The sequence below is a fragment of the Salinicola sp. LHM genome (genome assembly GCF_034479735.1).
GTDB classification, from domain to species: Bacteria; Pseudomonadota; Gammaproteobacteria; order Pseudomonadales; family Halomonadaceae; genus Salinicola; species Salinicola salarius.
On sequence record NZ_CP140261.1, the window covers coordinates 3,073,093 to 3,094,109 of the forward strand.

The 21,017-nt window shown below is 63.0% G+C and carries 17 protein-coding genes; 13 read left to right on the forward strand and 4 right to left on the reverse strand.

Annotated features, from left to right (window positions below; all coding sequences use genetic code 11):
* Positions 1–300: 300 nt before the first annotated feature.
* The 6 genes from R5R73_RS14055 to R5R73_RS14080 all read left to right on the forward strand — a co-directional run bounded on the left by R5R73_RS14055 (position 301) and on the right by R5R73_RS14080 (position 6,947).
* Positions 301–753 carry an HIT family protein gene (locus R5R73_RS14055; protein WP_322527841.1) on the forward strand — a complete coding sequence of 151 codons (453 nt, stop codon included), beginning with the start codon at positions 301–303 and terminating at the stop codon, positions 751–753.
* Positions 754–951: 198 nt separating this feature from the next.
* A complete protein-coding gene (locus tag R5R73_RS14060; protein ID WP_322527842.1) occupies positions 952–2,724 on the forward strand; it encodes a fatty acyl-AMP ligase in 1,773 nt (590 codons plus the stop codon).
* Between the two features lie 5 nt (positions 2,725–2,729).
* Positions 2,730–3,662, forward strand: coding sequence for an NAD-dependent epimerase/dehydratase family protein (locus tag R5R73_RS14065; RefSeq protein WP_322527843.1), 933 nt, complete (start codon positions 2,730–2,732; stop codon positions 3,660–3,662).
* 81 nt (positions 3,663–3,743) lie between these two features.
* Positions 3,744–3,992: an acyl carrier protein gene (locus tag R5R73_RS14070; RefSeq protein ID WP_322527844.1), complete on the forward strand. Its 249-nt coding sequence runs from the start codon at positions 3,744–3,746 to the stop codon at positions 3,990–3,992.
* Positions 3,992–5,191 (forward strand): serine palmitoyltransferase, encoded by a 1,200-nt coding sequence (gene spt, locus R5R73_RS14075; protein WP_322527845.1) that lies wholly within the window; start codon positions 3,992–3,994, stop codon positions 5,189–5,191. The genes R5R73_RS14070 and spt overlap by 1 nt, the downstream gene beginning before the upstream one ends.
* Positions 5,192–5,228: 37 nt before the next feature.
* A complete protein-coding gene (locus tag R5R73_RS14080; protein ID WP_322527846.1) occupies positions 5,229–6,947 on the forward strand; it encodes an ABC transporter ATP-binding protein in 1,719 nt (572 codons plus the stop codon).
* A 63-nt stretch (positions 6,948–7,010) separates the two neighbouring features.
* Here R5R73_RS14080 and R5R73_RS14085 read toward each other — a convergent pair whose 3' ends face one another.
* Positions 7,011–8,264, reverse strand: coding sequence for a glycosyltransferase (locus tag R5R73_RS14085; RefSeq protein ID WP_071229968.1), 1,254 nt, complete (start codon positions 8,262–8,264; stop codon positions 7,011–7,013).
* 145 nt (positions 8,265–8,409) lie between these two features.
* Between R5R73_RS14085 and R5R73_RS14090 the strand changes: the two genes are divergently transcribed.
* The 3 genes from R5R73_RS14090 to R5R73_RS14100 all read left to right on the forward strand — a co-directional run bounded on the left by R5R73_RS14090 (position 8,410) and on the right by R5R73_RS14100 (position 12,600).
* Positions 8,410–10,809 (forward strand): mitochondrial fission ELM1 family protein, encoded by a 2,400-nt coding sequence (locus R5R73_RS14090; RefSeq protein WP_322527847.1) that lies wholly within the window; start codon positions 8,410–8,412, stop codon positions 10,807–10,809.
* A complete protein-coding gene (locus tag R5R73_RS14095; RefSeq protein ID WP_071229970.1) occupies positions 10,806–11,807 on the forward strand; it encodes a glycosyltransferase family 2 protein in 1,002 nt (333 codons plus the stop codon). The genes R5R73_RS14090 and R5R73_RS14095 overlap by 4 nt, the downstream gene beginning before the upstream one ends.
* Positions 11,808–11,883: 76 nt before the next feature.
* On the forward strand, positions 11,884–12,600 hold the full coding sequence (locus tag R5R73_RS14100; protein ID WP_071229971.1) for a hypothetical protein: 717 nt from the start codon (positions 11,884–11,886) through the stop codon (positions 12,598–12,600).
* 5 nt (positions 12,601–12,605) lie between these two features.
* Here the strand turns inward: R5R73_RS14100 and R5R73_RS14105 are convergent, their stop codons facing one another.
* The 3 genes from R5R73_RS14105 to lptF all read right to left on the reverse strand — a co-directional run bounded on the left by R5R73_RS14105 (position 12,606) and on the right by lptF (position 16,030).
* The gene (locus tag R5R73_RS14105) at positions 12,606–13,649 is read right to left on the reverse strand and encodes an AarF/UbiB family protein (RefSeq protein ID WP_322527848.1); all 1,044 of its coding nucleotides are present in this window, start codon (positions 13,647–13,649) and stop codon (positions 12,606–12,608) included.
* A gap of 243 nt (positions 13,650–13,892) precedes the next feature.
* Positions 13,893–14,951, reverse strand: coding sequence for an LPS export ABC transporter permease LptG (gene lptG / locus R5R73_RS14110; RefSeq protein WP_071229973.1), 1,059 nt, complete (start codon positions 14,949–14,951; stop codon positions 13,893–13,895).
* Positions 14,948–16,030, reverse strand: coding sequence for an LPS export ABC transporter permease LptF (gene lptF, locus R5R73_RS14115; protein WP_071229974.1), 1,083 nt, complete (start codon positions 16,028–16,030; stop codon positions 14,948–14,950). The genes lptG and lptF overlap by 4 nt, the downstream gene beginning before the upstream one ends.
* A 201-nt stretch (positions 16,031–16,231) precedes the next feature.
* Here lptF and R5R73_RS14120 point away from each other — a divergent pair, with 201 nt between their 5' ends.
* The 4 genes from R5R73_RS14120 to R5R73_RS14135 all read left to right on the forward strand — a co-directional run bounded on the left by R5R73_RS14120 (position 16,232) and on the right by R5R73_RS14135 (position 20,915).
* On the forward strand, positions 16,232–17,749 hold the full coding sequence (locus tag R5R73_RS14120; protein WP_071229975.1) for a leucyl aminopeptidase: 1,518 nt from the start codon (positions 16,232–16,234) through the stop codon (positions 17,747–17,749).
* A 268-nt stretch (positions 17,750–18,017) separates the two neighbouring features.
* A complete protein-coding gene (locus R5R73_RS14125; protein ID WP_322527849.1) occupies positions 18,018–19,118 on the forward strand; it encodes a branched-chain amino acid aminotransferase in 1,101 nt (366 codons plus the stop codon).
* A 248-nt stretch (positions 19,119–19,366) separates the two neighbouring features.
* A complete protein-coding gene (locus tag R5R73_RS14130; RefSeq protein WP_322527850.1) occupies positions 19,367–20,107 on the forward strand; it encodes an SDR family oxidoreductase in 741 nt (246 codons plus the stop codon).
* Between the two features lie 382 nt (positions 20,108–20,489).
* Positions 20,490–20,915, forward strand: a complete 426-nt coding sequence (locus R5R73_RS14135; RefSeq protein ID WP_071229978.1) for a DNA polymerase III subunit chi — start codon at positions 20,490–20,492, stop codon at positions 20,913–20,915.
* Positions 20,916–21,017: the final 102 nt, after the last annotated feature.

Here is a 21,017-nt window from a genome sequence, read left to right on the forward strand (position 1 = left end):
CACCGAGCAGCATGATGCAGCGCGACAACGGAATTCGGCGGGATGGGAGGCGATCGAAAGCCGTAGCCAGACAAGCGGATCGCTTCAGGAATTTTGCATCGGATGCCGCATCATAGGTATCTTCACGCATCACTGCAACGCGAAGGCGTCTGCGGTTACCATGAAAGGCGTCTGCGACTACCATGAAAAAGGAAGAAAGGTTGCCTGGTGATTCCCGATAGATGGCTAGATATATTAAGCCGTCATTAAGGTTTTATTCGTTATACTCGGTATACGGCAAGCAAAGGTGAGACAAGGATCGTGCATACGCAACCACAAGCCAAGCCGAACTCGACGATGGTGAAGTTCGGTGCTCCCGACAATATCGTGCATGACTATCGCCACTGGAGCGTGCTGTTTCGCGAGGCCCAAGTGACCGTGGGCGCGCTGGTGCTGATTGCCAAGGGACCGGAAACTGCCTTTCCCGACCTGTCCCGCGAGGCATTCAACGAGCTGGCCGAGGTGACTGCCGACATCGAAGCCGCTCTGGGCCAGGCTTTTGCCTACGACAAGATCAATTACCTGATGCTGATGATGGTTGATCCTCACGTCCATTTTCATGTGGTCCCTCGCTACGCGACGCCACGCACGTTCGATGGCCATGATTTCGCCGATGCCGGCTGGCCCGGCCCCCCCAGGCTGGATGTCGTCAATGCCAGCGACGCTGCGCTCAATGCACGGATACAGTCAACGATCATGCAGTATTGGGCATGACCATTGTATGACATGCCGCAGCCTCCAGGATCGCCGCCGGCAGATCGAAGGTCTGTGTCACACCGCGCGCAGAAACAAAGGTATATCGAGCCGGTCAAGGCCATCCGGGACACTACCACTGACTATGGTGTGTCCAACTGCTACGCATTGTCTTTATAACAACCCCCTCTGCTTCGATGATCGAGACTCTCCTCAATAATGACCGAACTCTATATCACCAAAACGTCAACACGGAACCCGCTTCCCCAGCGGCTGGCCGATTTCACCACTCTGGCCGAAGCGCTCGACTATGCCGCGCAGGGTGTGACGGGCTACAACTTCCACGATGGCCGCGGACGCCTCACCGCTCCCTTGCGCTACGCTGAGCTGCGTCAGCGCGCCCTGGCGGCGGCTTACCGTCTATGTCGCCTGGGGTTGAAACGGGGCGACAAGGTGGCCATTATCGCCGACACCAGCCCACTGTTCATGGAGATCTTCTACGGTTGCCAGTATGCGGGCTTCGTTCCCGTACCGCTGCCGATCAACATGAGCCTTGGCAACCATGCCAGTTATGTCGAACGCCTCGCGCGCCTGCTGCGCAGCTGCGAGGCCCGCGTTGCGGTTGCGCCCGCCGAGATGCAGTCCTTCCTGACGGAGGCCTGCAGCGAACTCGATCTGCTGTTCAGCGGTGGTGACGAGGCGTTTCATCGGCTCGACGCCAATGTCCAGCCTCTCGAGCCATCGCGTCCGGATGAGCTGGCCTATCTGCAGTACACCTCGGGCAGTACCGGCTTTCCGCGTGGCGTGATGATCGATCAGGCCACCGTAATGGCCAACCTGCGCGGGATCGTCACCCACGGCCTGGGGGTGCGCCCGGGCGACCGTTGCGTCTCGTGGTTGCCGTTCTACCATGACATGGGGCTGGTCGGTTTCGTTCTCGGACCCATGGCATCACAGCTGTCGGTGGATTATCTGGGCGCACGCGAATTCGCCATGCGACCGATGCAGTGGCTGACGCTGCTCAGCCGCAATCACGGCACTATCGCCTTTGCACCACCCTTTGGTTACGACATCTGCGCTCGCCGCCTGCGCAGTGGCGATCTCGAACGCTTCGATCTGTCGAGCTGGCGCGTCGCCGGCGTCGGCGCCGAACCGGTGCGTACCGATGTTCTCGAACGTTTCGCCGAATGTCTCGCGCCTGCCGGCTTCGATTCGCAGGCCTTTCTGCCCTGCTACGGTCTGGCGGAATGCTCCCTGGCGGTCAGCTTCGCGCCGCTCGATCAGGGCATCGCCGTCGAGCACATCGACCGCGCCCACCTCGAGCACCATGCTCACGCCCGCCCGGCCTCGGCATGTGACGACATGGCCGTTACCAGCTTCGTCAACTGCGGTCACGCGCTGCCCGGCCATGAAATCGTGATTCGTGATCAGCAGGGGCAACCCCTGCCCGAGCGTGCGGTAGGCCGCGTCACCGTGCGCGGCCCCAGCGTCATGTCGGGATACTTCCAGAATCCCGAAAAGACTTCCAAGGTGCTCCGTGACGGCTGGCTCGACACCGGCGATCTGGGCTACCTGACCCCGGATGGGCTGTTCATCACCGGGCGTCATCGCGACCTGATCTTCGTCAACGGCCGCAACATCTGGCCCGAGGATCTTGAGCATCTCGCCGGGCATTGCCAGGGCATCCGGCATGGCGATGTCGTCGCGTTCACGGCGGCGGCGGAAGACGAGGAGGCGGTGGTCATGCTGGTTCAGTGCCATCTCAGCGATGCGCAACGTCGACGCGAACTGGTCAACGAGCTGACCAGCCTGATTCGCAGCGATTTCGGTGTCACTTGCCGTGTCGTCCTGCTCCCCCCCCGCTCGCTGCCGCGCACGTCGTCCGGCAAGCTTTCGCGCAGCGAGGCGTGCAGACGCTACCTGCAGGACGGTGGCGAGTCGCTGGGGCTGGCACCGCCAGCCGCGTCGCTGACCGGGACCGGGGCGCCCTGATCCCCATGGCCACGAGTGTCGCGCTTACTGGAGCCACCGGCTTCATCGGTCGCCGACTGATCGCCGGGCTAGTCAGAGACGGCGTCCAGGTGCGTGCCTTGACGCGTAGCGCGCCGGCAACGCAGAGAGACTCGCAGGTCGAGTGGATCCGCGGGTCGCTCGATGACGCGACGGCACTCGATCAGCTCGTCGATGGTGTCGAAGCCGTCATCCACTGCGCCGGCGCGGTGCGTGGCGCCAATGAGGCCACGTTCCGGCGCATCAATGTCGACGGCAGCCGTCGGCTGTTCGAGGCGACGCAGCGTCAGGGGTGCGCCCGCCTGCTGTTGATGTCCTCACTGGCCGCGCGCCATCCCGAACTCTCCTGGTATGCCACCTCCAAGTACGAGGCGGAGCAACGTCTCGCCTCGTCGGCCCAGCCAGTGGTGACGGTGTTTCGCCCCACTGCCGTCTACGGGCCCGGAGACCGCGAGCTACGCCCTCTGTTCGAGACGCTGATGCGCGGCTGGTTGCTGATGACCGGCCCGTCCGAGACCCGCCTATCGTTTCTACATGTCGACGACCTGGTGGCCGCTGCCAAGACCTGGCTGCACCACTCACCGTCAGGAGCGCGCGTCGATGGTTCGTTCGAGCTTCACGATGGCTACCCGGGCGGCTACACTTGGACGCGGATTGCAGAGATCGGCGCTGGCGTGCGCGGCGCTCCGGTGCGCCGCCTGCCAATTCCCGCTGGCATGTTGCGCGCGCTGGCGCAGGCCAACCTGATGCTGGCGCGCGGCCTCAACCGTTCACCGATGCTGACACCCGAGAAGCTTCGCGAGCTGAGACATCACGATTGGACATGCGACAATAGTGCGCTCACTCGAGCGATTGGCTGGACCCCTCAGATCACGCTGGAGCAGGCGCTTGGCGATCGTCGGCAGTGGGCGGTGGACTGACCGTGCCACCTGCTTTTCCACCACCCTGCTTTTTCATGACATTCAACGTGGCGCACGCCGCCAGCAACGGACATAGAACGCATGCCGCAACATGAACAGGTACTCGAGCGATTGATGGCGCATCTCGAACGCCTGGCGCCGCCGGACAGCAATCTGCATCCCGACATCGATATGGTCAGCGAGCTGGGGCTCGACTCGGTCAAGGTGATGGATCTCATGCTGGATGCCGAAGACGAATTCGACATCTCCGTCCCTCTGAACGTCCTCGCCGATATCCGCACGCCCAACCAGTTGGCCCAGGCGATCAATAAGCTGCTCGAGAGCCAATGATGTCCCTGTTCGATAAATTCCAGTCTCTGAGCGATGCGCGCCACGCCTTGATCCAGGCAGAACCCAGCCCGATCGGCACGCGCATCGATGAAGTCCTGTCGCCTACCGAAGGGCGCGTAGACGGCAGGTCAGTGATCCTCGCCGGCACCAATAACTACCTGGGACTGACTTTCGATCCCGACTGCATCGCGGCGGCACACGACGCTCTCGATCAAGAAGGCACCGGCACCACCGGGTCGCGCATGGCCAACGGCAGCTACGTCAGCCACACCCGCCTCGAGGAAGAGCTGGCGCACTTCTTCGCGCGCCCCTCGGCGGTCGTGTTCTCCACCGGTTACATGGCCAATCTCGGCCTGATCGGCACCCTGGCCGGTGCCGACGACGTCATCGTGCTCGACGCCGACTGTCACGCCAGCATCTACGATGCCTGCCGCCTCACTGGTGCCGACATCATCCGCTTTCGTCACAATGACGCCAGTGATCTCGAGAAACGCCTGCGCCGTCTGGGCGAGCGCACCGCCAATGCCTTGATCGTGGTGGAAGGCATCTACAGCATGCTGGGGGACCAGGCACCGCTGCGCGAGATCGTCGACGTCAAGCGCCGCCATGGGGGTTACCTGCTGGTCGATGAAGCCCACTCGCTGGGGGTGCTGGGCGCCCATGGGCGCGGTCTGGCCGAAGCCGAAGGCGTCGAGGCCGACGTCGACTTCGTGGTCGGCACCTTCAGCAAGAGCCTGGGCGCCATCGGCGGCTTCGCCGCCAGTCATCATCCGCAGCTCGACATGATCCGCTACGCCAGTCGGCCGTACATCTTCACTGCCTCGCCGTCCCCGGCGACGATCGCATCGGTACGCACCGCCCTGCATATCGTCCATTCGCGAGACGAACTCCGCCAGCGCCTGTGGGCCAATGCCGAGCGTCTGTATCACGGACTGGCACGGCTCGGTTTCGAACTGGGGCCAGAGCCCGGCCCGGTGGTCGCCACGCTGCTGGGGTCACCTCAGCAAGGGGTCGCCTTCTGGCACGGGCTGCTCGACCGTGGCATCTATGTCAACCTGGTATTGCCGCCGGCCACGCCGGGCGGCCAGGCGCTAATGCGCATCAGCGTCAGCGCGGCCCATGACACGGCCCAGATCGACCAGATCATCGCCGCATTCGCCGCCCTGAAACCCATGCTCGACCGTCACGGGCACGAGTGAGCACCGGCGGTCGCCACGACCGCCCACGGATTCGCACATGCGCCTGCTTTTCGCATTCTTTCGCCTTTATCCCCGACGCACGATCATCATGTTGGTCTGCCTGCTATTTGCAGGCATCGCTGAAGGGATCGGCCTGACCACGGTGTTGCCGCTGCTATCGGTGGCGCTCGGCCAGGACGAGCACCCTAACGCCTTCTCACAGAAGGTGCTGGCCATCATGGACGCCATCGGGCTGCCGACCACCGTCGGCGTAATCCTGACGATCATCGTCATCGGCATGACGGTCAAGAGCGCGCTGGTCCTGCTGGCCAACCGCCAGGTCGGCTACACGGTCGCGCGGGTCGCCACCGATCTGCGCCTCGAATTGATCCACTCATTGCTGGCCAGCCGCTGGGAGCACTATCTGCGCCAGCCCACCGGCGGCATGGCCAACTCGGTGGCTACCGAGGCTACCCGCGCCGCCACCGGCTACGAGCACTGCGCCAACGTCATTTCACTGTTCATCCAGGTGGTCGTCTACGCGATCGTCGCGCTGATGATCGGCTGGCAGGCGACGATGGTCTCGCTGGGACTCGGCGTGCTGATGTCGATCATGCTGTATCGGCTGGTCCGCGCCTCCAAGCGCGCCGGCAAGAAGCAGACCCGACTGATGCGTGAACTGCTCTCACGCCTGACCGATACGCTGGGCTCGGTCAAGCCGCTCAAGGCGATGGCACGCTACGATGTCGCCGACGCGCTGCTCAAGCGCCAGACCCACAAGCTCAACCGCGCCATGGAGCGTCAGGTGCTGGCCCGCGAAGGGATGAAGGCCATTCAGGAGCCGATCCTGACGCTGTTCGTCGCCATAGGCCTCTATCTGGCCCTCGTCGTGTGGGGCCTCTCGTTACCGTCCGTGATGGTGATGGTATTTCTGCTGGCACGGGTGGTCATGCAGCTCAATCAGCTGCAGCGTCGCTATCAGCAGATGCAGACCCAGGAAAGCGCCTACTGGGCATTGAAGGATGCGGTACAGGCGGCACGCGACAATGCCGAACCCCTCGGTGGTGATCAGGTGCCGACCCTCGAACGGGAGATCACTTTCGAGGGCGTGCGCTTTCATTATGGCGACCACGCGATTCTGAGCGAGGCCGATCTGACCATTGCGGCCCGCTCGTTCATCACGCTGATCGGTCCCTCCGGCTCCGGCAAGACCACCCTGCTCGACATCCTGTGCATGCTGCTGGAGCCCAGTACCGGTCAGGTCCGTATCGACGGTATGCCGATCGAGCGGATCGACCGGCTCGCCTGGCGGCGTCTGATCGGCTACGTCCCGCAGGAAACGCTGCTGCTGCATGACAGCGTGCTGGCCAACGTCACCCTTGGCGACCCTACCCTGACCGAGGCGGACGCCGAACGTGCGCTGCGCCAGGCCGATGCCTGGTCATTCGTCAGCCAGATGGCCGAAGGGATGCAGAGTTCGGTAGGCGAGCGCGGCTCGCGGTTATCGGGAGGCCAGCGCCAGCGCATTGTCATTGCCCGAGCCCTGGCCCATCGCCCCAAGCTGCTGATCCTCGACGAAGCGACCAGTGCCCTCGATATGGAAGCGGAGGCAGCGATCAGCAAAACCCTGCAGAGCCTCAAGAGCGAACTCACCATTATCGCCGTCTCTCACCAGCCCGCGCTGGTGCAGGCCGCCGATCATGTCTATCGGCTCGAACGGGGGCAATTGGTGGCGGTCGAGATCGGCGACAACAATCTTGCATATCAACCCGCCTGAACCGATTCGACGACGGCGTAGGCATGGATAGGATGCCTTGCGCCGTCGTTTCGCTGCTGGCCGTCACATTGAACTCGCCTTTCCGTCAGGGTTCAGTTTCTCTGTCCGGGCAAACTCGGTCGGCAACAGCAGTTGCAGATAGCGCTTGGCGCTGCGTTCCAGGCTGAACTCGCCACCGCGCCGGCGCAGCGTCTCCGCCGGCAGCGGCGCATCGAGCGTGCGCGTCATGGCCGCGGTCAGCGCCTCGATGTCATCTACCGGCACCAGTTCGCCAAAGCGCCCGCCCTGCAAGATTTCCGTCGGACCGCTGGGGCAGTCCGTGCTCACCACAGGGCAGCCGCAGGCCAGCGCCTCGATCAAGACATTGCCTAGCCCTTCGTAATCGGAAGAGAGCACGAACAGCGCCGCCCGGGAAAAGGCCGCATAGGGGTTGTCCACGAAGCCGGGCAGTGCCACATCGCCACTTACTCCCAGCGTATGGGTCAGCGTTTCAAGCCGGGGCCGCTCGGGCCCCTCGCCCAGGATTATCAACCGCACCGCACGCTGTTCACGCAGCCGGGCGAAGGCGTTCAGCAGCAACGTAAAGTTCTTCTGTGGCACCAGTCGCCCCGCCGCCACAATGACCGGTGATCCATCATCCTCCAGCCACGGATGCGGTGCCGGCGCGGCGGCACGGACCGCCAACCCCGGCGTGACCACTGGATTGTAGACGGTATCGATGGCGCCGCGCGGCAGCCCGGCGGTAATCGCCAGATCATCGGCGACACCATCGGAAACCGCAGTGATCGCATCGGCCCGTGGGTAGGTGCGTGCGATCAGCGGCGCAATATGACGCCAGCGCCACTTGCGGCTGAGCATGATGGACCGAGAAAGCTGAGTACGCTCGCTGATGACGACACGGGTGGGCGCGCCGCTCAAGCGCCGAGCCCACAGCGCCAGCAGATTGGTGGGCGTCTTGGCGGCGAGCAGCGCCGCCGGGCGCACGCTGGCCAGATAACGAGCCAGATCGGCCAGATAGGGCTGGACGGGCGCCGGATGCCGCGTCAGCAGCACCGGGCGCGCCAATGCAGTGAGGCCGGCGGGGTCCATGCGAACGAGCTCCAGCCGTGTGACTAGATCGCTCCGTGGCTGGAGCGTCACGATGTTGACGCCTGCCGGTATCGCCGATAGATAAGGGCCTTCGGCACGACACAGCACCAGATCCACCGGATGGCCGGCAGCGCAAAACGCTTCAGCCAGATGAAGTATCGAACGGCCTACGCCACCGGCAGCAAGCGAAGGCAATAGCAGGGCAATCCTGGGGAGTTGTTGTGTCACGCAAAAACCGGGCTCATGGTCGAATCGGCGCCAACGCTGCTTTTTGATTTATCGTAGTGTAGCATGCCAACAAACCGCTTTAGGCGCGCTTAATGAAGGGGATTTTCCGTTGACAAGCAATGCTTCATGTCTCAACGAGGAGACCTTGACCATCGCCGCCCGACCGATTCGAGTCGAGCGCGCCGATACCTCGCATCAGCCCCACTGCGTGATACTGCCGGCGTTGACCTCAGCACCCTCGCCGCGTCCTCCGGTGCGCATTTTCCTGGGCACCGAGAAAGCCCAGGTAAGAGCCCAGCGCATATTCTTCTATTCGGTCGAACGCGTACGCGATCCTGCACGGGAATACCGCATCTACCTGATGAAGGATATCGCCGGTTTCGATCAGTCGACATGGCGCACCGGCTTCACCAATTACCGCTTCGCGATTCCCGATTTCGCCGGCCGCGAAGGGCGCGCCATCTATAACGACGTCGACCAGATCTACTTCACCGATCCCGCCGTGCTGTTCGACCTGCCGATGGCCGAACATGGCTATCTTGCCATCTCGGCCAAGGACACGTCGGTCATGGTGATGGATTGCGCCCGCATGGCGCAGTGGTGGAACCTCGATCAGGCCAGGCAGGCCGCCAAGAAGACGCTGACCGACACGCCGGCCGAACAGCCCGGCCTGTGGGGCGAACTCGACGGCCACTGGAACGCCCGCGACGAGGAGTACGAACACAACCGGACCCATGTGCTGCACTATACCGCGCTGCACCAGCAGCCCTGGCAGCCGACGCCGAGGATCTACTCTTATCATCCCAACGCGCTGGGCGATTTATGGCACCGCCTGGAGCAGGAAGCGGATGCTCAGTATTACGGACCCTTTTCCCGCCAGGCGCCAAGCCCCTGGTTCGAGCAGGCGCTGCAAGCGCTCGACACGCCTGATGATAGCGATGAAGCATTGCGCAGCAGCCCCCGCGCCGCACAGCTGGCAAGCGAGTGCGACGCCGCCTCGCTGTTATGGTGCCGGCCCGCTCGGCAGACCGCGCCGCCCTCGCCGCTCAATCTGGAAGCGAGCCAGCTCTGGCATCCTGAGCGCGACGCTGCGGTGGATGCCGCCTTCGATGGTGTCGCCGTCACAGGGGTGCTCGAACATCTTCCCGCCGAAGACATCCATTGGTTCATGGGAGAATTGGCTCAGCGCGCCCGCCGTTTACTCTATGTCGGCATTCAGCTCCCCGATCCCCGGCGCGTCGACGATCAGCCGTTCTACCGTACCCACTGGTGGCGCGAACAGCTGCGCCGCATCAGCGGGGCCTATCCCGATCTCGTCTGGCATCTTGATATCCAGCGCACGGGAACCGGCATGAGAGAGTGCGTCCAGTCCGGACTGAGCGGCGCACGCCAGGGGCATGGTCGCGTTCCACGGGTATGGCTGTTGCTGGGCCGGCATCACGGTGACAATGCGCAGCTGTCACTACTTGCACAGCGACTGGGCTGGCCCAGCGAGGAAAAACGGCTGAACTTCAAACCGTCTGCGCCAAGACCCGCGCTGTTCAGCCGCCCATCTCTTGCCAACATCGATCTGACCCAGTCCGATCGTCTCGAGCCCCCCTGGCCGGATCTGATCCTGAGCACGGGCCGGCGCAGTGTCGGCGCAGCACGCTGGGTCAAGCAGCAGTCAGGAGGACGCACACAGCTGATTTTCCTCGGCCGCCCGCGCGCGCCATTGGACTGGTTCGATCTGATCATCACCACGCCTCAGTATGGCCTGCCGGCACGGGACAATGTCATCCATAACCTCCTGCCTCTCAACGCGCCCGACCCTGCGGCGCTCGATCAGGCCGCCGCGGATTGGCAAGCGCGCTTCGACGATCTTCCCCGGCCCCGTATCGGCGTGCTGGTCGGCGGCGCAACGAAGACGCAGCACTTCGATGCCACCGTTGCCCGTGCGATGGCTCAGGCCGCCTGTCGCCTGGCCAAGGCTCGCGGAGGGTCACTGCTGATCACCACCAGCCCGCGCACGCCACCCGACGCGGCGGACGCCTTTTTCGCTGGCATCGATGTTCCCAGTTATCGCTACGCCTGGCACCACGAAGACGGTGCAGACAACCCCTACCGGGCCTATCTGGCCTTGTGCGACGCATTCGTCGTGTCAGGCGACAGCGTATCGATGCAGGCCGAAGCCATTCGGACCAAAAAACCGGTGCATGTCTTTCCGCTCGCATTGCCGCCGACATCATGGAGTCGTCTCGGGCATCGGTTTGAGGCGTTCATGCACGGGCGCACACAGGCGACCGGAACCCGCGGCACCCATCGCCAGCAGGACTGGAAAGGCCGACTGTACGACCGTGCATTCGGCTTAGGTCTGATAACCGCACCGCGCAATACCGAGCGCCTGCACAAGGTACTTGCCATGCGCAACCTGCTTGACGATATCAGTATAGTGGACGATGCGACGCCAGGCCGGCAGCGCCTCGAAATTGCCGACGAGGTGCAGGCCACGGTAGAAAGCATTCGCTTGCGCGCCGGCGAGCACTACTGGCGGGAGCGCCGATGAGCACGCCGCGCGTCACGGTCTTTATTCCGGTACATAACCGCCAGCGTTACATCACGACGGCCGTCGACAGCATCCTGGCGCAGACATTCGAGAACTTCGAACTGCTGATCGTCGATGACGGCTCGACCGATGCCACTCTCGAGGTCCTATCCCGCTACCGGGATCCACGCCTGCGCGTGGAGGGCAATGCGCGCAATCTGGGCATTCCGGCAACCCGCAACCGCGGCCTCGAGCTGGCGCGTGGAGAATATATTGCCCTGCTCGATAGCGATGACAAGTCATGGCCGAATCGGCTCGCCCGCCAGGTCGAGACCCTGGACCGCCATCCGGAGCTGGCGCAGGTCGGCAGCGCCTGCGATTTCATGGACGATCAGGGACAGCGTCTCAAGCGCGTGCGGCGCCAGCCCTTGGCGGCCGATGACGTCGCCGCCAGCCTGGCGTTCTACTGCGCACTGACCAACCGTACGATCATGGCGCGCACGGCTATTTTGCGCGAGCATGGCTACAGGGAGGATTTTCCGCGCTGTCAGGACTACGAGTTGCACCAGCGACTGTCGCGCACGCAGCGGATGGCCAACCTCGCTGACATCCTGGTCTGCGGACGCGAACACAGCGGACGCTTCACCAAGCAGACCGATGCGCTGGGCCGTGAGCGCAAGCGTGAAATCTGTCGCCGGGCGCTCATCGAGACGGGACTCGTCCCGAGCGAGGCAGATCTCGATCGTCACTATGCGCTGGCGCGACCCAAGAAACTCGGCGCGGCGCTGAACGAAGAATATCTCGGCTGGGCCGATCAGTGGCTGGCTCGGCTCGACGCCGCCAACCGGCGTAGCCGACGCCATGTGCCCGAGGCGCTGACACGGGTCATGACCGAACGCTGGATAGACCTGTGCTGGCATGCACGCCGCCAGCTCGGGTCCGCCGCCTATCTGCGCCTGATACGCTCACCGCTGGCCAGGCGCTTACCCGCGACGCTGTTGCGCCGCCTGGCATCCTGAGGCCGCACGTTCAAGTTCATGGCTGATTCGCCAGCAGACAGAAACTGATCATCAGTGATTATTGAAGGAACATGTCATGCGTTATCTGGATGTCGACGCACTGGAGCACATGGATGCCAAGGCGTTCCAGCAGCGTTCCCCTTATCCATGGGCCAACCCGGCGGGTCTGCTGACCGAGGAAGGCTACGCGGCATTGCGCGACAGCCTGCCCGCCGCCGAGCACTTCGAGGAAATATTCGGCAAGACGCGTCGTTACGGTCAGCAACCCCACGACCGGCTGGCGCTGGAATACTCGCCGGACATAGAACTGTCGCCGCACTGGCAAGCCTTCATGCAGGAACTGCACGGACCGCACTATCGGCAGTTCATGGCACGCATGTTAGGCACCCAGGCCTTCAGCTTGCGCTTTCACTGGCACTACACGCCGGCTAGCTGTTCGGTCTCGCCACACTGTGACGCCCGCGAAAAGCTGGGCTCGCACATCTTCTACTTCAATGGCGAAGACGACTGGCAGCCCGACTGGGGCGGGCAAACCGTGGTGCTCGATGACAATGGCCGCTTCGACAGCAAAAGTGCGCCAGCCTTCGAGGATTTCGACAGCGCTACCGAATCCCATGCGATGGGCAACTACAGCTTGCTGTTCACCCGACGTGGTAATTCCTGGCATGGTGTACGCGAGATCAGTTGTCCGCCAGGGCACTACCGCAAGGTCTTTATCGCGGTCATCAACGAACGCCGCCCACTCAAGCAGTTTACCAAGAGGCTCAAGGGGCTGTTCGGACGCGCGGCCTGATCGGTTCAAGGCGCCATGGTCACCACGTCCTCGATAGACGCAATAAGCCGTAACTCCTGCCGACTGCCGATAGACGATGCGTGGGCAACCTGGGCAGGAAGACTGCGACTATGGGAGAGGGCCTGCAGACGCGTCTCGATGATGCTGGTATCGAGCCGTTCTCGTCTGCGCTGCAGCAGCCGACGTCTCGAGAACGGCTTCTTGCTCGAATAGCGCACGAGCAGCGACACCAGCCGCTCGGCGCCAGCAAACTCGGCTTCGCCACCTACGAGACGGTACAGCAGCGTTCGGGCACCCTCTTCTAGCTGCGGTGACGGCAAGAGACGCTTGCCATTGAGTTCATGCAGGAACACGCCAAGATGTATAGCCGCCGAGATGGCGGGATCGTCCGCCATGCTCATCTGCCCGCAGTCGATTGCGCGCAGCGGTGCCAGCGGGTCGGGCGATACCATGACATTGCCGGGATGAAGATCGAGATGAGTGATGCCGGTATCGCGCAACGACGCCAACATGGCGATCAACTTCGACAGTAGCGCGTGGCGTCGGGTTGCCTCGTGCTCATGCGCCTGCCAGACGACGTTGAACGGCTGCCAACCGAGCAGATACTCCTGCAGCAATACCTGCTGTACGGGCAGGCCGTGGCGGAAGCGCTCGCCAAAGGCCAAGGTCCGGACACCATGCACCGTTCGCTCGTGCAATGCCAGGTTATGAGCGAGCTCCGCCGTGCCGTGGCTGAACCCGAGCAGTGCATTGCTGCACCCCAGCAGCGCTCCCAGCCGCTTGCGCGGCGATACCGCCATCTGCTTGACGAAGTGACGCGGTGTTGCCGGCAAGCTCGGCGGCGCAAGAGAATAAAGTCGGCGCGACCTCGCGACTTTCTCACGTAACAGGGTAACGCCGGACCCGGCGCCGGCATGAAAATGATGATCGATCGTCTGCGCTGGCCGATGTGCCTGCCCCTCGCCAAGCCACCACTGCCATCCCGAGTTGGAGAAGGCTACCGGCCCGTCGAAGCGGGCAGTCAGGAACTGCGGTCGGCACCGTTGCATACCTCCCCGCTGGATGCCTAATGCCATTGCCCTGCCCCTTCGCCATCTTTAATAAAATTTTAATATTTTCTTAATATATCGGAATAAGCGCAGACGGGCACACCGAAATATGAAAATTCCAGGCACAAGGGAAGTTCAGCATGCCGCTAAGGAAAGCGTCCAGCGAGCCCACCACCCAAGGTGGCACTCGCTGGCCAAGGCTAAATGAGATGGGAAATTACAGGGAATGACACGCTACCACCCTCATTCCGCTCTCCTGAGCAGGAAAAACCCGACCAGGAAACAGGCCAGGGTGGGCGTCAGTACCGCCCAGATCGGCGAGAAACCGAAGATCGTCGAGGCTGGGCCAAGCAGGTCCTGCAGGTATTTGAACGACAAGCCGACGAGGGTGCCGTAGAAGACCCGCGTGCCGGCGGCAGCGCTTCTGAGCGGTCCAAACACGAACGAAGCAGCGACCAGCATCAGCCCTGCCAGCACCAGCGGCTGCAGCAGCTTCTGCCAGAAATACAGCCAAGTATCGGTGGCGTCGGTGCCCTGAGCATTGAGATAGCGGCCATAGCGCCACAGATCGGCGATCGACTGACTGTCCTGGTCGGTGATGATCTGCTTGAGTAGTTTCGGATCGAGCGATGTCCGCCAGGGCTCGCTGGCATAGGTGTCGGTTACGGTACGGTCTGGCTCGAAATGGGTCTCCTGTACGTTCTGCAACTGCCATCCGCCTTTCATCGGCACGGCGCGCTCGGCATGCAGGGCACTCTCCAGGCGTTGGCCGTCAAAATGGTAGCGTAGGACGCCGATCACGGTATTATCGGAGCGCATCGAGGCGAATCGGTAGAAATCGTTGCCTTCACGCTGCCACCCGCCATCCTGTTCAGCCAAGCCGTTATCCCCTTGGCGCTGCTCCGCCCGCCATGACTTGGCATACTGCTCGGTACTCGGTGCAACGTATTCGCCGACCACCATGGTCAGCAGGATCACCACTCCGAGCGGCTTCATCACCGCCCAGATGATGCGTGCCAGCGACCATCCCGCCGCGCGCATCGTGGTCAGCTCGTTATTCGATGCCATCGCACCCAGCCCGATCAACCCGCCGAGCAGGACACCCACCGGTGCGTATTGATAAAAGCGCCACGGCAGCCGCATGAGGGTGTACAACAGCACCTCGAAAGCACCGTAATGGTTTTCCACGTCATCGAGCCCGGAAATGTAGTTGATCACCAGATCCAGCCCCATCAGAAGGACCTGAACGACCAACATCGCGGCAAGCACATTTCGCGCAGTGTAGCGGTCGATAAGGTTCATAGGACACGTCTCCTGCGTGGACGTCGGCCTCGGTTCAGCCATAAACCGAACGCGAGAAAAGCGATATGGATCGGCCATACCCCCAGCGTCGCCGACAACTGCTCCCTGGCGATGGCGCTCTGTGCCGCCAGCAGCAGGCTCATGTAGCAGATGTACAGAAAGATCGACGGCAGCAGCTTGGCAAAACGCCCGTGGCGTGGATTGGCGCGTGACAGCGGAAGCGCGATCAGGGTCAGGATCAGCACCATCAAGGGCAGGCTGGCGCGCCACTGAAGCGCCCCGCGGGCCTCCGGATCGTCACTGGCAAGCAGGGAAGGCGTGGATAATAGTTCGACGTCGTCGTATTGCGGCGTCGTAGCGGCGCCGGCGAGGCGAATGGCATAGGTCTCGAACTGCAGGCGGTCACTCGCCGCACTGCCCGGCACGACGCTGTAACGGTAACCGTCCTTGAGAACCAGGTAACGGCTGCCCGTCTCCGGGTCGGTCGCCTGGTAACCGCTACGGGCACGCGTGATGACCTGTCTCGGCGGGCCGTTGGCCTGCTCCTCCTGTTCGGCGATGAACAGGTCCTGCATGCGGCTGGCGTCGTCGCCGAGCGACTCGGTGTATGCCGTACGATCGCCAAGCTCCTGGAAACGTCCGGGCGTCAGTGTACTGAAATCGGCGTTCTGCTTTTGATCATCCAGCATGCTCTCGTTATGCACCAGGCCGGCCGGTGTCAACCATAGACTGCAGACACCTACCAGCAGGGCCACGACCGCGGCGGGCCATAATGCCACATGCAACAGCTTGCGCGGGCTGACGCCACAGGCCGCCAGCACGGTGATTTCGCTGTTGAGATAGAGCTGCCCGTATGCCAGCAGGATAGCCAGAAAGAATGCCAGCGGCAGCAGTAACTGCATGAAGTTCGGCAACTGATACAGCATCAAGGTGCCGAGCAGCCTGGCGGGAAAGTCCCCTTGCGCCACATCGGTAAAGTAGCTGATGAAGCGGTTGCCCATGATCACCAATAGCAGCACGCCGGCAACGGCGGCCATGGTGGTGAGTATCTCGCGAGTCAGATAACGAAAAATAATCAAAAGTGTCTCCCGAAATGGCTTCCTTGCTGGCCTGTCTTCCTATCGACGCCGGTTGCCGGTCCATGCAATACGGCACCGCTTTGCGTACACTGAGAAACGTTCGAGGCTGGCGACGTGCCAGCATTATCCAGAAACCGCTCGCCCTTGTCTCTTCGTGAGATGTCGGTGGTGTGGATGAAGCCTCTGTCGTGTGGAGATGTCATGGAATTTTCCGTACTGACCGTCAATCCAGCCAAGGTCGAAACAGCCTGTCTGGTCGTACCGCTGTTTGAGGATGGCGACCTGCTGCCCGCCGTCGCCAAGCTGGATGACGCCAGCGAACGCTTGATCGCGCAACTCGTCGAGCGCGGCGATTTCACCCCGGAGCTCGCCAATGTTCAGCTCATTCCGTTTGCGCCGGGTCTCGCCACCGAACGGCTGCTGCTGGTCGGCCTGGGCAAACGCGACGCCTTCAACGAAGGCGCACTGCGCAAGGCACTCGATGCCGCCTTCACCGCGCTGGCCAAGCTGCCGGTCGACAGCGCTGCGGTAGCGTTTGCCGATGCCGAAGTCGAAGATCGCGACACCGCCTGGAATGCACAGATGACCTTGGAATCCGCGACTCGCGCGGTCTATCGCTTTACTCAGTGCAAGTCGACCTCGGCACCGTCACCGCAGCTTAGCAGGATCGAACTGCTAGTGAGCGAACCGGGGCAGGCCGACAATGCCAAGGCAGGCGCGAGCATCGGCGCCGCGCTGGGCGACGGTATCAATCTGGCCCGTACCCTGGGCAATCTGCCCGGCAATATCTGTACCCCGACGTACCTCGCCAATCAGGCCGAGACGCTGGCCGCGGAATCCGCCGGCTCGCTGGCAGTCGAAATTCTCGACGAAGCCGCGTTGGAAGCACTTGGTGCCCATTCATTGCTGGCCGTGGGTCGCGGCAGTGCGGAACCCTCCAAGCTGATCGTGATGAAGTACCAGGGTGCCGACGACGCCGAGGAGTCGCCACACGTTCTGGTCGGCAAGGGCATCACCTTCGATACCGGCGGCATTTCGCTCAAGCCGGGTGCCGGCATGGACGAGATGAAGTTCGACATGTGCGGTGCCGCCAGCGTCTTCGGCACCATGAAAAGCGTGATCGCACTGAAGCCGAAGCTCAACGTGATCGCGATCGTCGCCAGCGCCGAGAACATGCCGGATGGTCGCGCGATCAAGCCCGGCGATATCGTCACCACGCTCAAGGGGCTGACCGTCGAGATCCTCAACACCGACGCCGAAGGCCGCTTGGTGCTGTGCGACGCGCTGACCTACGCCGAGCGCTTCGAACCGGCCAGCGTCGTCGATATCGCCACCCTCACCGGCGCCTGCGTCATCGCACTGGGCGATCATGCCAGCGGCCTGTTCTCCAATGACGACGACCTCGCGCTGGACCTGCTCGAAGCGGGTGAGTCCTCCTGGGATCGCGCCTGGCACATGCCGCTGTGGGACGACTACCAGCAGCAGCTGGACTCCAACTTCGCCGATCTCGCCAACATCGGCGGGCGTCCGGCCGGCAGCATTACCGCCGCCTGCTTCCTGTCACGCTTCGCCGACAAGTATCCGTGGGCGCATCTCGATATCGCCGGCACCGGCTGGGACAGCGGCAAGCAGAAAGGCGCCAGCGGCCGCCCGGTAGGATTGCTGACGCGCTATCTGCTGGACCGCGAGAGCGAGCTGGTGGTCACACCGGAGGCCTGATCATTGTGGAGTTTGGCCGTGGAGAGCGGCGGCGCCACGCGGGAAAATATCAGCTCGCCGCAGGCAGGCGCTGAAACTCGCAGGCGCCGGGACAGGCGCGGAATCGGGCGCCAGAGATAACCGCCGCCGCCCTCTTCGCAGCCAACGATTTGCATGCTAATTTAAATGTTCCGCTGCCCGTCCACCGGGCAGCCCCCAACCGAAGTCATCGACCGCCTGCCGCCCTGCTCGCGTCGTCAGGCATCATGGACTGTCAGGAGAAGTCGCAGTGTCCACCTCAGGTTTCGAAGCCCATCTTTCCTCCAACCCGCTCGATGCCGCTCTGCGCAACGAGATTCTTGCCAACCCGGGCTTCGGCCGCTACTTCACCGACCACATGGTACACGTACGCTGGACCAAGTCGGGCGGCTGGCAGCGCGGCGAGATCCGCCCCTACGGGCCGCTGCTGATCGACCCGGCCTCTCCGGTGCTGCACTACGGTCAGGAGATCTTCGAAGGCATCAAGGCGTATCGCCATGCCGACGGGTCGGTCTGGACCTTCCGTCCCGAGAAGAACGCGGCGCGCTTTCGCGCCTCCGCTCGTCGCCTGGCCCTGCCGGAGCTCGATGACGAAACCTTCCTCGGCTCGCTCAAGACACTGGTGGCGCAGGACGCCGCCTGGGTACCGACGCCGAAGAACGATGCCGAAGAGTGTAGCCTGTACCTGCGTCCGTTCATGATCGGCAATGGCAAGTCGCTGGGCGTCAAGCCGGCGGCCGAGGTCGACTACTACCTGATCGCCTCGCCGGCCGCCTCCTACTTCAAGGGCGGCGGCAAGCCGGTCTCGATCTGGCTCTCCCAGCATTACAATCGCGCCGCACCGGGCGGCACCGGCGCCGCCAAGTGTGGTGGCAACTATGCGGCATCGTTGCTGGCCCAGGCCGAGGCCGAAAGCCACGGCTGCGATCAGGTCGCGTTCCTCGACGCGGCGGAGAACAAGTGGATCGAAGAGCTGGGCGGCATGAACCTGTTCTTCGTCTACCGCGATGGCCGCCTGGTGACGCCGGCGCTGACCGGCACCATCCTGGAAGGCGTCACTCGCGACTCGATCCTGGAACTCGCCCGCGATGCCGGCCTGACGCCGGAAGAGCGGCCGATCAGCATCGACGAATGGCGCGACGGCGTGGCCAGTGGCGAGATCGTCGAAGTGTTCGCCTGCGGCACCGCCGCCGTCATCACCCAGATCGGCCAGCTGGTGACCGAAAACGACCGTATCGTCACACCGGAGATCGAAGGCGAAGCGGTCAGCGCCAAGCTGCGCAAGCGCCTGCTCGACATCCAGTACGGCCGTAGCGAAGACACTCGCGGCTGGCTGATGCGGCTGGCCTGATGCGACTGGCCTAATGCCCTCAGGGTCTGAAGCACGGGGTCTCTGTACGACAGGGCCATGATACGACAGGGTCTGGATACGACAGAGCCTTGATACGACAGGCTCTGGTGCGCAGGCCCTGGTTCCGTCCTACGCTGAAACCGTGCAAGACGCTGAGCTCGGGATCGCATCCCGAGCCCGGAACGACCGCCCACCGGCGGTCGCTTCGTCTCGCGATTCTCGCGACCCACTCACGAAAGGATGATGTGATGAAACCCGTGATGATCATTACCGGTGCCGGACGCGGCATTGGCGCCGCCACCGCCCTCATGGCCGCCCAGAAAGGCTACGCCGTCGCCGTGAACTACCGTAGCGACAAGGCGTCCGCGGACAAGGTCGTGGCCGAAATCGAAGCCGATGGCGGTCGCGCGATCGCGGTCCAGGCCGATGTCGTCGACGAAGCCGCCATCGTCGCCATGTTCGAGACCGTCGACCGCGAGCTGGGCCGGGTCGAAGTCCTGGTCAACAATGCCGGTGTGGTCGATCAGATCAGCCGCGTCGACGAGATGAGCTTCGAGCGCGTCGACCGGATGATGAAGATCAACGTCGTCGGCCCGTTCATCTGCGCCCGCGAGGCAATCAAGCGCATGTCGATCAAGCACGGCGGCAAGGGCGGTGTCATCGTCAATGTCGGCTCGGCCGCTTCGCATCTCGGTGGCGCGGGTGAATACATCGACTATGCCGCCTCCAAGGGCGCCATCGACGTGATGACCGAAGGGCTCTCGAAAGAAGTGGCCGGCGAAGGCATTCGCGTCAACACCGTCCGCCCCGGCGTCATCCGCACCACCATCCACGCCAGCGGCGGCAACCCGGACAAGCCAGAGGTGGCCGGCTCGGTGATCCCCATGGGCCGCATCGGCGAGCCGGAAGAGATCGCCAACGGCATTCTGTGGCTGGCCGAGGCTGGATTCACGACGGGTGCACTCGTCGACATCGACGGCGGCGTCTAGTCACCATCGATTGGCTGCGCGTCGCCCAGGCGGCGTTGATTCCAGCTTCGCGATGCTCATTGAAGAACCCTCAACTGCGCTCGCTTAGCTGGATTCGCCTTGCCTGAGGCTAGCTCGCTCAATCGCTCGGAAGCACAGGGAAGTAGGTGCGCTCGGCGCCGACTCGAGCCCGTAGACGAGCCGCCAAGGACAGAATTCGATATCCTGCGACTTTTTCTCGCAGCGTCGTAGCCCGTAGCCCGTAGCCCGTAGCCCGTAGCCCGTAGCCCGTAGCCCGTAGCCCGTAGCCCGTAGCCCGTAGCCCGTAGCCGGGATTAGATTTTCCTACCGCGTCCAGGCGCGAAGCGCCGCTCTTACCGCTTACCGCTCCCCGAAGGGATTTATGACCAAGGTCGATTTCTACATTCTGCCCGATACCACGCTGGAAGCCCGGCTCGACTTCGCCTGCCGGCTGGCGGAGACGATCTATCGCAAGGGGTATCAGTTGCACATCCATACGCAGGACGAGGCCATGGCCCGCGAGCTGGACGAGCTGCTGTGGACCTTCCGCGAAGAGAGCTACGTCCCGCACCGGGTGGCGGGCGATGCGATGGAGCCGCCACCGCCGGTGACGATCGGCTGGGAAACCGTGCCGGAACCGGGTGTGCAGGCCATGTTGAATCTGCACGACGAGATTCCCGAGTGGTTCTCGCGGGTGGAGCGGGTCGCCGAGATCATCAACCAGCATCAGGACGTGCTGCGTACCAAGCGCGCCTGCTGGAAGACCTACAAGGATCGGGGATACCGCGTCGAGGCACACAAGCTCTGATCCGGGTAATGGCTGACACCCAGCCTTCGTATCCAACATACCGACCTGACTCCATGGCCGTCGACAAGGTATAATCCCCGCCATTTTTCGCTACGCGGCATT